We start from the raw sequence: 12,949 nt of genomic DNA, 5'->3' as shown, positions 1-12,949 counted from the left end.
CTAGGGTCAGGACCCATTAATTGCACGATCGAGGCGTCGAAATGGCGAAGATATTGGGTTTGGGTGGCCGCAGCGGGTAGCATCGCTACCCGCAAGGTCGCGCGGACCCAAGATCGAAGCCATTTCGGCGTCCCTTCGGGATTCGATCGATTTTGTCCATTGCGTCGTCGGCAAGTCTTGAAATACCGACATATTCCCGCGCCTTGCCTCCTCGCACTGAACAAAATCGCTTCAAACCTCGATCGCGTAATTAATGGGTCCTGACCCTAATATATCGCGCCCGGATTTTGATATTTTCAATCGCAAATGGGGCAACGGCTGCTTGACCTTTGACCGCGCGAAATGCGGAGGGCTCTCGGGGATCGCGCCGATTTGACCGGATGTTCGGGTGGCGGAGCGGGAGGGATTCGAACCCTCGATACGCTTTTGACGTATACTCACTTTCCAGGCGAGCGCCTTCGACCACTCGGCCACCGCTCCGCATGCACCCGGTCGTTTCGCGCAAAGCACGAAGCGTGAATCGGATGCTTAACCAATTCGCTCTGGAACGGGCGCCCTAATCGCTTGGCAGGGCTTTCGCAAGCCGATTGGGCATGGCAGACATCGGCTATGAAACATCTGCTCCTGTCGGCCGCCCTGGCCGCGTCGCTCATCCTTCCCGCATATGGCGCGGAGCCTGCACCGATCCCATCGCCGGGAGAGATCGCCGCTGCGGCGCCGGCGAGCGACTGGATCGCCATTGCACCGACGGACCTGTTGGTGATGGACCTCGCGCCCGACGCCAGGGGCAAAGCGCGCCGCGTCGTCATCCAGCTGATGCCCGCGCCGTTCAGTCAGGGGTGGATCGGCAATATCCGCAAGCTCGCCGCCGCACACTGGTGGGACGGAACGAGCGTCAACCGCGTGCAGGACAATTATGTCGCGCAATGGGGCGATGCGACCGAGAAGAAGGTGCTGCCGAAGGGGTTGGTCGTCGTGCCGGAGAGTGAGTATGTGACGACGTCGGACGCAATTGCTGCGGTGCCATCCGCGACGACCCCGACCGACGGCCCGGCGCAACTCGCTTTTCAGCGGACCGAAGCGGACCTTGCGGCCAAATCAAGCTCGCGACGTAGCAAGGCAGATCTCGAAAAGTTGCGCGTTGAACTGCCTGCGCTGAGAGAAGCTTATCAGTTAGAAATCGACGCTCGCTCGAAAGGCGCGCAACTCTCGATCGATTCAACCCGCACGGCCAAAGCCCCTGACGGCTGGCACGAAAGGGACGCTTATGCGCCTTGGGTTGAAATTCACAAGGGATGGCCGGTCGCCGGGGAGCAGGTCAACGACGAACTTTGGCGTTTTTGGCCTGTCCATTGTTACGCGATGGTTGGAGTCGGCCGGAACATGTCGCCAGACACCGGAAATGGCGCCGAGCTTTATGCTGTGATCGGGCACGCACCGCGCCATCTCGATCGCAATATCGCGTTGGTCGGGCGTGTCATCAGCGGCATAGAATTCCTGGCCAGCCTCCCGCGGGGGACCGAGGCGCTCGGCTTTTACAAGAGTGCCGCCGAGCGAGTGCCGATCAAGTCGGTACGTCTTGGCAGTGAACTGCCGGCCGCCGACCAGCCGCGGTTTGAATATCTGTCCGACAGCCTCAGCTTCGGCCGATATGTCGATGCGCGCGCAAACCGGCGCGATCCCTTCTTCATCACGCCGGCGGGCGGCGCCGATATCTGCAACATTCCGGTGCCGGTACGCCCGGTCGCCGCGAAGTAATTCCTTGGAGGATTTCACCGTCACGACGCCGCTTTGGCGCTGGCAGTCGGCGACCGCGCCCGCAGCATGGTTCTTTGTGACCATCGCCGGCGAGGCCGCCGACGGAATTCGCATGGCGGCGATGACCGGCCAGTGGCTCGACGGGCGCAAGGGATTCGGGTCGGCGCGTGTCGAGGCGAATATTGGTGACACGCGGTGGAAGACGTCGGTCTTTCCGCACAAGGAAAGTGGCGGCTGGTTGCTGCCGGTCAAGGCGATGGTGCGAAAGGCCGAGGGGATCGCCGAGGGCGACGACGTGACGGTGACCGTCAGTCTTTAGGCGGCGTTTCGGCCTTGCTATCGCGCGCCTGCGCCTTGCGCTTGCGCAGATTGGCGCGCAGCGCTTCGGCGAGACGGCGTTCGCGTTCTACGTCGGCGGGGGAGGGTGTCTTGCTCACGCCGTGAGCCATGCCCGCGAAATCGCCCTATCGTCAAGCCTCGCACCTTGACAGGCGCAAGGCGCCCCGTCATAGGCCGCGCCTGCCCGGCGAACATCCGTTTGCCGGCATTCCGGTTGCTGCTGTAGCTCAGTGGTAGAGCGCGTCATTGGTAATGACGAGGTCGACAGTTCAATCCTGTCCAGCAGCACCATTTTCTAACGTGCCGGCTATTGCCGCCGCACCTATGCCTCTCCGCATTTCGGGCCTCGGCGACGAATATTTTGTGGCGTATCGTTCGGGATGGAACATCGGCGTACGTCCGGCTGCTTCGCCGCAATTTTTAGCAGACCATCTGATTGGAAGTTGGTGCCTTGTGCCAGCTGGTGCATGATGGCGACCGAAGGGAGTTCTCCTCATGTCCGATCGCCATGATCCCGGCCGACGCCGGCTTATCGCCGGCGCTGCCGCGCTCACCGCGGCTACGCCCGTTCTGCTGCCGAAACGAGCCGTCTCGGCCATGGCCGCGGAAAGCGAGGCGGGCGGCATCGGAACGGTCCCATATGCCGAAGATCAAAATTCAATGGCGATAACGCCCCAGCGGTTTGGCGCTCGGGGAGACGGCAAGGTGGATGATGGAGACGCGCTTGCCGCCGCCCTCACCGCGATTGCACGGAGGTCCTATCCGGGAGGCACGATCACCTTTCCCGGTATGAAAATGAATCTCGGCACCAGCAGCTACGCGGTTACCGATGAGGTGGACCTTGATCTGCGGAGAACGTGGATCGAGGCGAGCCCCGCCGAACGATTGTTTTCATATGGCTGGGGCACGAAAGGTGCGGATCAGGCCGTTGCTCGTCCTCGCGTGACGGGAGGCAATATCCGCCTTTCGGGTAAGGGGCGCACGGCGTTTGCGTTCCAGAACTGCGACAGCCCGCTGCTCCGCGATACGTCGATCGACCTGCTGGAAGGTGGGCAGGTCGGAATCCATGTGAAGGGTCAGGATGACCCTCCATGTCCATATTATGGGGTTGTGGACAATGTTCGCTTATCGGGCGGAAGCAATCCCGTACCGGGGGACGGGAGGATCGGTATCCTGTTCGAGTCCTTGCCCGTTTCCGGAAGTATCGCGCCGAACCGCTGGATATTCAGCAATTTGCGCCATATCGCGTCGGTCGATTATGGGCTCGATATTCGTGGTGCCTCCGGAATGGTCGGCAGCAACATCAATCTGGAGATTTGCTACAAGGCGGCAATTCGTTTCGGCCATGGCGCGAGAAGCTATACCGGTCCGATCACGAAGCTTATTGGAACGGGAGCGGGCGGGTTTAACGTTCGCGGGCTGGCGGGAACAACATTGGACGGTTCCGGGGCCGTCATGGTCAATACGGGTGCCAACGCGGGATATTCGCTCCCCGTCATCTTGCTCGACACGGCGACCGGCGATGTCATTCTTCCCTATGGCCTGCCGTATCCCTTTGCACCGGGCGACAGCATTACCTACACCGAAACGAGAGCCCTCTCGATCCGATTGGACAATGTAACCTATGAGGGATCGGCGCATGCCGAAGACTTTGTCACGTTCGCCGCCGGGGCTCGAAACTGCCGGGTCGTAACGGCGTTTCTGACCATGGGCACCGGGAACGCATTTCAGCGGGCGATCGAGGATGTCAGCAATTCCATTGCGGCAAGGCACGAGACCTATTTCTATGAGATGGAGCTTTCCCCGACGGACGGCAAACAGTGGCTCGATCCATCGCATATGTCGCCGGTTCAGGGCGGCTGGACTATCCCCGAGGGCAATTCCTGGGTCGAGAGTGTTACGATCACGGGGAGTGTTCGATCTCCCGGCAGCCACGAAGGGACGATTGAGGCTGATGTGTTCGTCAACGGCGTTTCGCAGAATCTGAAGCCGAGGCTGACGCGCGTGTCGCCCAATTTTGCAATTCGGGTCCGGAAATCCATAAAGACGGCCGAGTTCCTCCGCCCCGGCCAGCCGATCCAGATTCTGGTTACGAAAAGCGGCGGCTTGCGGGTAGGCGAACGAGTCCGCGTTGCGGTTCGGGTCGGCTTTGTCTGATAGGGTCTCGGTCTCTATATTTTAGCGGCTAACAACCAGTCGTGAAACAGCTTGACGGCCGGCTGACGCAGCGCGCGCGGGCGGCAGACAAACCAATAGCTGTACGGGCTGTCGACGTCGAAATCGAACAGGCGAACAAGGCGCGGATCGTGCGCGTCGTCGAAATGATGGCCGTGCATGAAAGCGACGCCGATGCCCTGCGCCGCGGCTTCGAGCATCAGTGGCCCCGAATCGAAATAGTCGATTCCGGCCGGCTCCAGATAGGGCATGCCGACCGCCTTCTTCCACTCGGCGAAGGTCTCCGGCATCTCGCGGTGGAGCAGGATGGTCATCCGTTGCATCTGTTCGGGCACGGTAATCACTCGATCGCCGTCGGTCAGCGTTCGCGAGGCAATCGGGAACACCTTGTCCTGATCGAGCCGTGCGGCATAGAGCACGGGGTCGATCGAACGCGCGAGGGCGATCGCGGCATCGATGCCGTCCCCCAGACGGGCTTCGGCATGCGACATGGTGTCGATGTCGATATGCAGTTCGGGGTGCTGGCGCCGCAGTTCGGGAAGCCGGGGGAACAGGCGTTGCTGCGCGAAGAGCGGCAGGACGTTGAGGTGCAGTCGCAACGAGGCGTCTGGGCTGCCGACCTGTTCGATCACATTGCGTAACTCGTCAAGAATCGGCGACAATTGTTCGTGCAGCGCGCGGCCCGATTCGGTCAGGCTGAGCCCATGGTGGTGGCGGTTGAACAGCGGGCGGCCGACGGTATGTTCCAGTGTCTGGATGCGGCGCGACAGCGCGGGCATCGACAGGCCGAGTTCGATCGCGGCCGCCTTGACCGTGCCGTGGCGGGCGACCTCCAGAAAGGCCTCCATGCTGCTGATGGGGGGAAGGCGTGGCATATCGGTCGCCGATGATGACATGAGCTTGCCGGACATGCCAGAATTTTGTGCAGTGCGTCATAAGCGACTGTGGTGCCGGGGGTCGCAAATCGGGAACGACCATCCTATCTTCGGCATTCTGACTATTTTGCGGGAGACACGCCTTGGCCGACGCAGCGGTAAAAGAAAAACAGGTTAAACTGCAGGTGGCGAATGCCCGTGCCGAAGAAAGCGGGGGAGGAATCGCCCGTATCCCGCGCTCCGCAATGGCCGAACTTGGCGTCACCGAAGGCGATATCGTCCAGATCAGCGGCAAACGGGAAACAGCCTCGCGCGTCGTGCTTCCCTATGCCGAGGATGAAGGGCTGGAAGTCATCCGCCTCGACGGCTTGCAGCGTGCCAATGCCGGTGCAGGTGCAGGCGATATGGTCGTGCTGAGCCGCGTTGAGACGCGCCCCGCGACGCGCGTGGTTTTCGCTCCGGCGCAGGAGAATCTTCGCCTGCAGGGATCGGCCAACGCCCTGAAGCGCAGCTTTTTCGGCCGTCCGCTCGTTGCGGGCGATACAGTTGCGACCGCCGGACAGCAACGGCTGGAGTCGGGCGACATGCCGCCGCAGCTTCGCCAGATGCTCAACGCGCCCGCCTACGCGCTCGCCGAAGTGCGTCTGCTTGTCGTGTCGGCGGCGCCCAAGGGAATCGTCTTCATCGACGAGAATACCGAAATCGAACTGCTTCCCGAATATCAGGAACCGCAGGACGCGCGCCGCACCGACGTCACCTATGACGATCTTGGCGGGCTCGGCGAGACTATCGACCAGCTGCGCGAGATGGTCGAGCTGCCGCTGCGCTATCCCGAACTGTTCCGCCGCCTCGGCGTCGATCCGCCGCGCGGCGTGTTGCTGCATGGCCCGCCGGGAACCGGCAAGACGCGGCTTGCTCGCGCGGTTGCCAACGAAAGCGAAGCGCAATTCTTCCTGATCAACGGACCCGAGATCATGGGCAGCGCCTATGGCGAATCCGAGAAGCGCCTGCGCGATATTTTCGAGGCTGCGGCGAAAGCGGCGCCGTCGATCCTCTTCATCGACGAGATCGATTCGATCGCGCCGAAGCGGGGGCAAGTGCAAGGCGAGGCCGAAAAGCGGCTCGTCGCGCAATTGCTGACGCTGATGGACGGGCTCGAACCGCGTACCAATCTCGTCGTCATTGCTGCAACAAACCGCCCCGACGCGATTGACGAGGCGCTGCGGCGTCCGGGCCGCTTTGACCGCGAGATCGTGATCGGTGTCCCCGACGAGAGCGGACGACGCGAGATATTGGGCATTCACACGCGCGGCATGCCGCTGGCCGAGAATGTCGACCTCGCCGAGCTCGCGCGGACGACCTTCGGGTTCGTCGGCGCCGATATGGCGGCGCTGACCCGCGAAGCTGCGATCGAGGCGGTCCGGCGCATCATGCCCAAGCTCGATCTGGCCGAAGGGACGATCCCCGCCGAGGTGCTCGAAGATTTGCGCGTGACGCGCGAGGACTTCAACAATGCGCTGAAGCGGGTTCAGCCGTCGGCGATGCGCGAAGTGATGGTGCAGGCGCCGAAGACGCGCTGGAGCGACATTGGCGGTCTCGACGCCGCGCGCGACAAGCTGATCGAGGGGATCGAACTGCCGCTGAAAAACCCCGAGGCGTTCCGCCGCCTCGGCATTCGACCGGCGAAGGGCTTCCTGCTCTATGGGCCCCCCGGAACCGGCAAGACGCTGCTGGCGAAGGCGGCGGCGCGCGAGTCCGATGCGAACTTCATCTCGATCAAGTCGTCGGATTTGCTGTCCAAATGGTATGGTGAGAGCGAGCAGCAGATCGCGCGCCTGTTTGCCCGCGCGCGCGCGGTTGCGCCGACGATCATCTTCATCGACGAACTCGACAGCCTGGTGCCCGCGCGGGGCAGCGGCACATCGGGCGAACCGCAGGTGACCGAGCGTGTCGTGAACACGATACTCGCCGAGATGGATGGGATCGAGGAAATGCAGTCGGTGGTCGTCATCGGCGCCACCAACCGCCCGAACCTGATCGACCCCGCACTGCTGCGCCCCGGACGCCTCGACGAACTGATCTATGTAGCTGTGCCCGACAAGGAGGGGCGCCGCCGCATCCTCGAAATCCAGACCGGAAAAATGCCGCTCGCGAAGGATGTCGACCTCGCGGCGCTCGCGGAAAGGTCGGATCGTTTCACCGGCGCCGACCTTGAGGATCTGACGCGGCGCGCAGGGCTTGCCGCGCTCAAAAGGTCGCTCGACAGCGACACGGTGACGATGGAGGATTTCGAGGCAGCGCTGAAGGACACCCGCGCCTCGGTGACCGAGGCGATGGAAAAGGATTATGAAAAGATCCAGGGCGAGATCAAGCAGGCCGCGATGAGTGTCGATCCGATCGGCTTCTTCGCGCCTGGCATGCTCAAGCCCGTTCGCGAACGCAAGCACGACGATACCACCGACTAAAGCTGTCGTTCCTTGGGCTGTTTCGGTTTCAGCGCCGACCAGCCCCACAGGACCAGCCAGCCGCAAAAGCCCGCCATCAGGCCGTAGGCGGCCATCGGGTGCCAGTTATAGAGCAGCACCCCGACTGCGGGCGACACGATATAGGCCGATCCGTTGATCGATGCCGTCATGCCGGCGACGCTGCCCTGGTCGCGGCGCGGCACCGATAGCGATGCGCCTGCGGTGAAGCCGGGACGGAACAGCCCGAAGCCGAGCGAGGCCAGCGCGAAGCCGATGATGATGCCGTGGAAGTCATATGATAACCCCGTCATCACCGTCCCCATTCCGCCGAGACTGGCGCCGCAAAGCACAGCAGTACGCGGCGACATCTTGAGCAGCGGGATCAGACCCCATTGCGAAAGCAGCGTTGCAAAAGCGCCCGCCATCAACACGATTCCCGTCATTGCGGCGCCCTCGTCGGGACGCAGACGCAGGTGCAGGCGGTCGAGGATCAGGAAGCCGATCACGCCGAGCACCATCGCCTGCGCCTGCCCGCCGAACAGTCCGGCGAGCAGCCACGGACGGACGCGCGTATCGGTCCAGCGAAGGGGAAGGGTGTCGGCGGTCTGATCGAGGATCTGGTCCTCGGCTTCTTCGGCGGCGGTCTGCGGTGAGCCACCCGTGGTGGGATAGGAAACGATCGCGCCGCGCGCGGCATAGCGCGGCATGTCGTCGGGCAGGCGCCAGCGCAGCATGACGAGCACGGCAAGGCCGATCAGCGCGAAGACGAGCAATGGGCCGGCGAGACCAACGATCGGCAGGATGAAGAAGGGCGCGATCGCCGGGCCGATAACGGTGCCGAGCCCGAAGGATGAGGAGACGAGCGAGAGCGCCTGCGTCCGCTGCTCGGGATCGGTGCGCGCGGCGACATAGGCCTGCACTGCGGGGGGCGACGCCGAGCCGAAGCCGCCGTAGAGACTGCGAAATACCGCGAACACGATAAAGGTGACGCCTGCGGCGAGATAGCCCTGAAGTCCGGCCCAGAGCGTCAACCCGCACAAGGCCATTGACGACAGGAAACCAACGACGCCCAGCGCCATCAAGGCCTTGCGGCCGCGCTTGTCCGACTGGCGCGCCCAATGCGGCGCGGTGAGCACCCAGAGCAGCGCCGACCAACTGAACGCCAGGCTGACCCATACGTCGGGGATGCGCAATTTGGCTCCGATTGCGGGCAGGATCGACTGCATCGCGGTGTTGCCCGCGGCGGCGACCAGCATCACCGCAAAGAGCACCGCCATACGGTCGGAGGGGATGGAATGCGATGTCGTCGCCATGTTCGCCCCCTCCTTGGCTTTGGTCGGTAACGCCGCCTCTCCCTACACGCGAGTGCCTGTCTGTCCAGAGTCAAGACAGACTTTTCCTTGCGCCCCGGCGCCGATTTTGCCACGCCTTTGGTAACCGCAACAACGCGAAAGCCATCATGACCAATCCGCGGGCGCAGGCCCAAGAAACAAAAGCCCCGCTTGCCCGTCGGCTGCGCGTGGGCCTCAAACGCTTTTTCGGGCCGTGGGGCATGTTCGTTCGCGGCTTCATCAAGCATCCGGTCATGGTGGGATCGATCGTCCCGTCGTCGCCGACACTGATCCGCCACATGCTGCGCCCCGTCGATTGGAAGAACACGAAGCTGTTCGTCGAATATGGCCCCGGCGTTGGCACCTTTTGCCGCCCCGTGCTCGAGCATATGGCGGGCGATGCGACCTTGATCGCGATCGACACCAATGAGGATTTCATCGACTATCTGCGCAAGGACATTCGTGACAGCCGCTTCATCGCGGTCCACGGATCGGCCGCCGATGTCGAGGAAATCGTCCGTGCGCACGGTTTCGAGAAGGCCGATTATGTTCTCTCGGGCCTGCCTTTCTCGACGCTGCCCGTCGGCGTCGGTCCGGCCATCGCTGCCGCGACGCACCGCGTGCTGCGCCCCGGCGGCGCCTTCCTTGTCTATCAGTTCCGCGCCCGCGCGCGCGATTTCCTGGCCGTCCACTTCAATCGCATCGACAATGCGTTCGAATGGGTCAATGTCCCGCCCTGCTTCCTGTTCTGGGGCTGGAAGGACTAAACTTCCGGGTCGGGGTCGCCGAGCCCGAAGTTCAGTTTCCGCGACACCGTATAATCGGCGACGCCGACGACGAACCAGGCGAGCGTCCAGCGGATTCGTGTCAGCCAACCCGCGCGTGCCTTGTGCGAATTCGGTGTGATGATTTCGCAATCGGACCGCATCTCCGCGACGAAGCCGCGCATCTGCCGGGCAAAGCCCGCGTCGGCAATCCGCACCATCACCTCGACATTCACGAACAGGCTACGCACGTCGAAATTGGCCGATCCGATATAGACGACGTCGTCGATGATGATCAGTTTCATATGCAGTTTGCACGGCTGATATTCACAGACATCGGCGGATTTACGCAGCAAATAGCCGTAGAGCAGGCGGGAGGCACCGATCGTTGCGGCATTGTCCGATTTGCCCGCCATCACGAAGCGCGCCCGCCCGCGCCTTGCGACGCGCCCAAGGCGTCGCAGCAGACCCTGGCCGGGCGAAAAATAGGCCATCGCCATGTCGAGTTGGCGCGCGTTTTCGAGGTCGGCGCGCACCGCGCGCGCCCAGGGCGACAGCCGCTGGGTGGGACCGCCGACGAGCCAGGATATGGCACCGCCGTCGATCGGCCATTCGCGGATCAGTCGCCGCAACATCAGCAGCTTGCCGTCATTGTTGACGGTGTAATCATGGATTTCGTCGAACCATAGCGCCGCACGCACGACGCTCGGCCCCTTGACGACCATCCCGATGTCGAACCAGCAATCGCTGCGTGGGGGGCTCAGATAATCGTCGGCGATGTTGAATCCGCCGGTGACCGCGATGTGGTCGTCGATCAGCATCAGTTTCTGGTGATTGCGGATCAGGTAGGTCGATCGCCAGCGGCGTGAGAAGAAGGTGACGCTGCCCCCCGCCGCGCGCAGCGGCGCGAACAGGCTGTCGGGCGTGTCGCCCGACCCGAAGCTGTCGATGACGGCGCGCACGCGGACGCCGCGTTTTGCCGCGACCAGCAAGGCGTTGACGATACGCGTGCCCGCCGCATCGCCCTTGAAAATATACATGATGATGTCGATGCTGTGCGCGGCACCGTTGATCAGGTCGAGCAGCCGCACCAGCCGCTCGCCGCCGTCGAAGATCAGTTCCAGCCGATGACCCGCGACATCTGCCGTCAGTCTCGGCGACAGATCGACGGGGGCGCAGGCTTCGGTCATCACCCGCTCATAGGCTGGCCGCCGCGCGCGCCGCAAGGGGAGGGCGCCGCGAGCGTGCCGCTTTGATTGACATCGACCCGCCGGGCTGCTAGCGCGCAGCGCTTGCCGCCACGCCCCAAAAAGGCTGGCCTCTCCTATATCTAAGGAAATAATATGGCCCGCGTTACCGTCGAGGATTGCGTCGACAAAGTTCCCAACCGTTTCGACCTGGTTCTGCTGTCGGCGCATCGTGCGCGCGAGATTTCGGGTGGTTCGGAGCTGACCGTCGACCGCGACCGCGACAAGAACCCGGTCGTCGCGCTGCGCGAGATCGCAGAACAGACCGTGCGCCCGAAGGATCTCAAGGAAACGCTGGTCGGTTCGATGCAGAAGGTCGTCGTCGACGATGACGATACGCCCGACGAAATCAGCTCGATCAGCCGCTCGGCCGAAGCGCTTCGCCTGACCGCTGCGGCGCCGCCGCGCAGCCCCGCGGGCGGTGGCAGCGACTTCGAATAAGCGTCGCGTCAGTCGATCACCAAGGGGGCCGCAGGAAACTGCGGCCCTTCTTGTGTCAGTCGATGTCGGTCAACTCGGCGATGCGGATCGCTTTCGATGCCAGCATGGGTTCGATAATCCGCTGGATACGATAGGCGCGCGGCGAACCGACCGTGATATTGAACAGGCTGTTCGCGATCACATCGGCGATCTGGACCCCGTCACTGCGTTTGCTGTCGGCCAGCGACGCGCGGCCCCATTGGCCGAGCCCCGCCTGTATTTCTTCGCGCACATGCGAAAGGATCTTGGGATCATAGCGCCCGTCGTCGATTACGACGTCGGTGCAGACACCGCCCGTTTCGGGCAGCCAGTGACCAACCGCGCTGTTGAGCAACGCGCCATAAAGGGCGAGGTCGCTGGGCAGGGTGCCTCCAGGATTCTGCGCGAGCTTGTCGCGTGTCGCGACGGCCACCCAGGCGCGGCCGCCGGCGCGATCGAAGAGTTCGAGCAGATAGGCGCGCTCGACGACGCTGATCCGGCTGCCCTTGAGCTCGCCGCGCAGCCCGGTCACGCTGCGAAAGCGCGCGTGGATGTCGGCTGCTGCCTTGGGGGTCAGCATCACCGCCGAAAAGGTCATCGCCCCGGCATTGAGACCGCCCGATTCATCGCAATAAATGGTCATTTAGCGGATCACCGAACCCGGCCGAAAAAAGCGACCGAGCGGCTTTTGCCGGGCGCGATCGCGTCGGGCCACAGCCAGCGGACATGGGTCACATCGGCGGCCGTCGCGGGGCGAGGCGCTGGGCCATCGACGGGCACCGTCAGCGCCGCGAGCGCGCCGAACGTCTTGCCGCCGTCGGTCGAAACGCCGAAACCCGCGGTATCGGCGGTGTCGTCGAACATCAGGCCATCGGGGATCGGATTGACGAGATTGACTCCCGCCGCCGGGGCGGTGCCGTTGTTCGTAAAGGTGAGCGCGATGCGAACGCGGTCGCCGGGGACGACCACATCGGGCGCAACATAGGTTTTATTCGGCGGTTGGCCGTCCGAAGACGGCATCGATTTTTCGAGTTCGATCTTGCTGGTCAGCGAGCCCGTTTCCTGCGCCGCCGCCGGCTGAACGCCCGCCGCAAAAAGGGCCGCCAAGGCCAGGGCATTCCACGCTTTGCCGATCATCGCCGTCTCCTTTGGTCCGGGTCGCACCTTTGACGCATCAGACGGGGCAGGGATAGCGTTTCTTCATCAACGCATCGAACGCCGAATAGATGCTGACCGACTTGCGCGCGGCGACGGGATAGCTGCGGAGGTGGGAAAGCCATTGGTCGGGGGTCAGGCTCCCCGATTCGGGCGGGCAGCTTGTCGTCTTGCGCCCGGCGCGGCGTTCGGCGTCGATCCGCGCCTTGTAGCGCTTGCCTGCGGCGACCACTTCGCCCTTGAGCTGGTTGCCTTGCGGGGTTGCGAGCGCGAGCGGGCCGAGCCGCTCGAGCGAGGCCGCGCGCGCGAGGAACGCCGCGACGCTCATGTCGCCCGGCGCCATTGCGCACAGGAAAGGGGCGGCAAGCAGGGCAGGCAAGA

The 12,949-nt window shown here is 63.4% G+C and carries 13 protein-coding genes and 2 tRNA genes; 7 read left to right on the top strand and 8 right to left on the bottom strand.

Annotated features, from left to right (window positions below):
* Nucleotides 1–389: 389 nt before the first annotated feature.
* Nucleotides 390–480, bottom strand: a tRNA-Ser gene (locus tag VJ811_RS12870).
* 129 nt (nucleotides 481–609) lie between these two features.
* Between VJ811_RS12870 and VJ811_RS12865 the strand changes: the two genes are divergently transcribed.
* Both VJ811_RS12865 and VJ811_RS12860 read left to right on the top strand, forming a co-directional pair.
* Nucleotides 610–1,758: a peptidylprolyl isomerase gene (locus VJ811_RS12865; RefSeq protein WP_324072925.1), complete on the top strand. Its 1,149-nt coding sequence runs from the start codon at nucleotides 610–612 to the stop codon at nucleotides 1,756–1,758.
* Nucleotides 1,759–1,762: 4 nt separating this feature from the next.
* On the top strand, nucleotides 1,763–2,077 hold the full coding sequence (locus VJ811_RS12860) for a DUF1905 domain-containing protein (RefSeq protein ID WP_324072922.1): 315 nt from the start codon (nucleotides 1,763–1,765) through the stop codon (nucleotides 2,075–2,077).
* On the opposite strand, the gene VJ811_RS12855 is transcribed toward VJ811_RS12860, so the two are convergent.
* Nucleotides 2,067–2,195, bottom strand: a complete 129-nt coding sequence (locus VJ811_RS12855) for a hypothetical protein (protein WP_324072929.1) — start codon at nucleotides 2,193–2,195, stop codon at nucleotides 2,067–2,069. The two genes, VJ811_RS12860 and VJ811_RS12855, sit on opposite strands and share 11 nt — an antisense overlap.
* 118 nt (nucleotides 2,196–2,313) lie before the next feature.
* Here VJ811_RS12855 and VJ811_RS12850 point away from each other — a divergent pair.
* Nucleotides 2,314–2,388 (top strand) — tRNA-Thr (locus VJ811_RS12850).
* Between the two features lie 204 nt (nucleotides 2,389–2,592).
* Nucleotides 2,593–4,254 (top strand): hypothetical protein, encoded by a 1,662-nt coding sequence (locus tag VJ811_RS12845; RefSeq protein ID WP_324072920.1) that lies wholly within the window; start codon nucleotides 2,593–2,595, stop codon nucleotides 4,252–4,254.
* Nucleotides 4,255–4,268: 14 nt separating this feature from the next.
* On the opposite strand, the gene VJ811_RS12840 is transcribed toward VJ811_RS12845, so the two are convergent.
* The gene (locus VJ811_RS12840; RefSeq protein ID WP_324072918.1) at nucleotides 4,269–5,147 is read right to left on the bottom strand and encodes a LysR substrate-binding domain-containing protein; all 879 of its coding nucleotides are present in this window, start codon (nucleotides 5,145–5,147) and stop codon (nucleotides 4,269–4,271) included.
* A 143-nt stretch (nucleotides 5,148–5,290) separates the two neighbouring features.
* Here VJ811_RS12840 and VJ811_RS12835 point away from each other — a divergent pair, with 143 nt between their 5' ends.
* A complete protein-coding gene (locus VJ811_RS12835; RefSeq protein ID WP_414711947.1) occupies nucleotides 5,291–7,612 on the top strand; it encodes a CDC48 family AAA ATPase in 2,322 nt (773 codons plus the stop codon).
* On the opposite strand, the gene VJ811_RS12830 is transcribed toward VJ811_RS12835, so the two are convergent.
* Nucleotides 7,609–8,925 carry an MFS transporter gene (locus VJ811_RS12830; protein WP_324072916.1) on the bottom strand — a complete coding sequence of 439 codons (1,317 nt, stop codon included), beginning with the start codon at nucleotides 8,923–8,925 and terminating at the stop codon, nucleotides 7,609–7,611. The two genes, VJ811_RS12835 and VJ811_RS12830, sit on opposite strands and share 4 nt — an antisense overlap.
* Nucleotides 8,926–9,071: 146 nt before the next feature.
* Between VJ811_RS12830 and VJ811_RS12825 the strand changes: the two genes are divergently transcribed.
* Nucleotides 9,072–9,710 (top strand): class I SAM-dependent methyltransferase, encoded by a 639-nt coding sequence (locus tag VJ811_RS12825; protein ID WP_324072914.1) that lies wholly within the window; start codon nucleotides 9,072–9,074, stop codon nucleotides 9,708–9,710.
* Here the strand turns inward: VJ811_RS12825 and VJ811_RS12820 are convergent.
* Nucleotides 9,707–10,897: a phosphatidylserine/phosphatidylglycerophosphate/cardiolipin synthase family protein gene (locus VJ811_RS12820; RefSeq protein ID WP_324072912.1), complete on the bottom strand. Its 1,191-nt coding sequence runs from the start codon at nucleotides 10,895–10,897 to the stop codon at nucleotides 9,707–9,709. The two genes, VJ811_RS12825 and VJ811_RS12820, sit on opposite strands and share 4 nt — an antisense overlap.
* Nucleotides 10,898–11,050: 153 nt before the next feature.
* Between VJ811_RS12820 and rpoZ the strand changes: the two genes are divergently transcribed.
* Nucleotides 11,051–11,395 (top strand): DNA-directed RNA polymerase subunit omega, encoded by a 345-nt coding sequence (rpoZ, locus tag VJ811_RS12815; protein ID WP_037515032.1) that lies wholly within the window; start codon nucleotides 11,051–11,053, stop codon nucleotides 11,393–11,395.
* 55 nt (nucleotides 11,396–11,450) lie between these two features.
* On the opposite strand, the gene VJ811_RS12810 is transcribed toward rpoZ, so the two are convergent.
* From VJ811_RS12810 to VJ811_RS12800, 3 genes are read right to left on the bottom strand one after another with little or no spacing between them, the layout of a single operon-like run.
* Complete coding sequence (locus VJ811_RS12810) at nucleotides 11,451–12,056, bottom strand: DUF3800 domain-containing protein (RefSeq protein ID WP_324072907.1); 606 nt, start codon at nucleotides 12,054–12,056, stop codon at nucleotides 11,451–11,453.
* 8 nt (nucleotides 12,057–12,064) lie between these two features.
* Complete coding sequence (locus VJ811_RS12805) at nucleotides 12,065–12,550, bottom strand: hypothetical protein (RefSeq protein WP_324072905.1); 486 nt, start codon at nucleotides 12,548–12,550, stop codon at nucleotides 12,065–12,067.
* 37 nt (nucleotides 12,551–12,587) lie between these two features.
* On the bottom strand, nucleotides 12,588–12,947 hold the full coding sequence (locus VJ811_RS12800; protein WP_324072903.1) for a hypothetical protein: 360 nt from the start codon (nucleotides 12,945–12,947) through the stop codon (nucleotides 12,588–12,590).
* Nucleotides 12,948–12,949 lie beyond the last annotated feature (2 nt).

This window comes from Sphingopyxis sp., assembly GCF_035250425.1.
GTDB lineage: Bacteria > Pseudomonadota > Alphaproteobacteria > Sphingomonadales > Sphingomonadaceae > Sphingopyxis.
This window is presented reverse-complemented; position numbering and strand designations above follow the sequence as displayed.

Bases quoted from the DNA above. Each gene is read 5' to 3' on its own strand.
- VJ811_RS12865 (WP_324072925.1), top strand. From the start codon at position 610: ATGAAACATCTGCTCCTGTCGGCCGCCCTGGCCGCGTCGCTCATCCTT.
- VJ811_RS12845 (WP_324072920.1), top strand. From the start codon at position 2,593: ATGTCCGATCGCCATGATCCCGGCCGACGCCGGCTTATCGCCGGCGCT.
- VJ811_RS12840 (WP_324072918.1), bottom strand. From the start codon at position 5,147: ATGCCACGCCTTCCCCCCATCAGCAGCATGGAGGCCTTTCTGGAGGTC.
- VJ811_RS12830 (WP_324072916.1), bottom strand. From the start codon at position 8,925: ATGGCGACGACATCGCATTCCATCCCCTCCGACCGTATGGCGGTGCTC.
- VJ811_RS12825 (WP_324072914.1), top strand. From the start codon at position 9,072: ATGACCAATCCGCGGGCGCAGGCCCAAGAAACAAAAGCCCCGCTTGCC.
- VJ811_RS12820 (WP_324072912.1), bottom strand. From the start codon at position 10,897: ATGACCGAAGCCTGCGCCCCCGTCGATCTGTCGCCGAGACTGACGGCA.
- rpoZ (WP_037515032.1), top strand. From the start codon at position 11,051: ATGGCCCGCGTTACCGTCGAGGATTGCGTCGACAAAGTTCCCAACCGT.
- VJ811_RS12810 (WP_324072907.1), bottom strand. From the start codon at position 12,056: ATGACCATTTATTGCGATGAATCGGGCGGTCTCAATGCCGGGGCGATG.
- VJ811_RS12805 (WP_324072905.1), bottom strand. From the start codon at position 12,550: ATGATCGGCAAAGCGTGGAATGCCCTGGCCTTGGCGGCCCTTTTTGCG.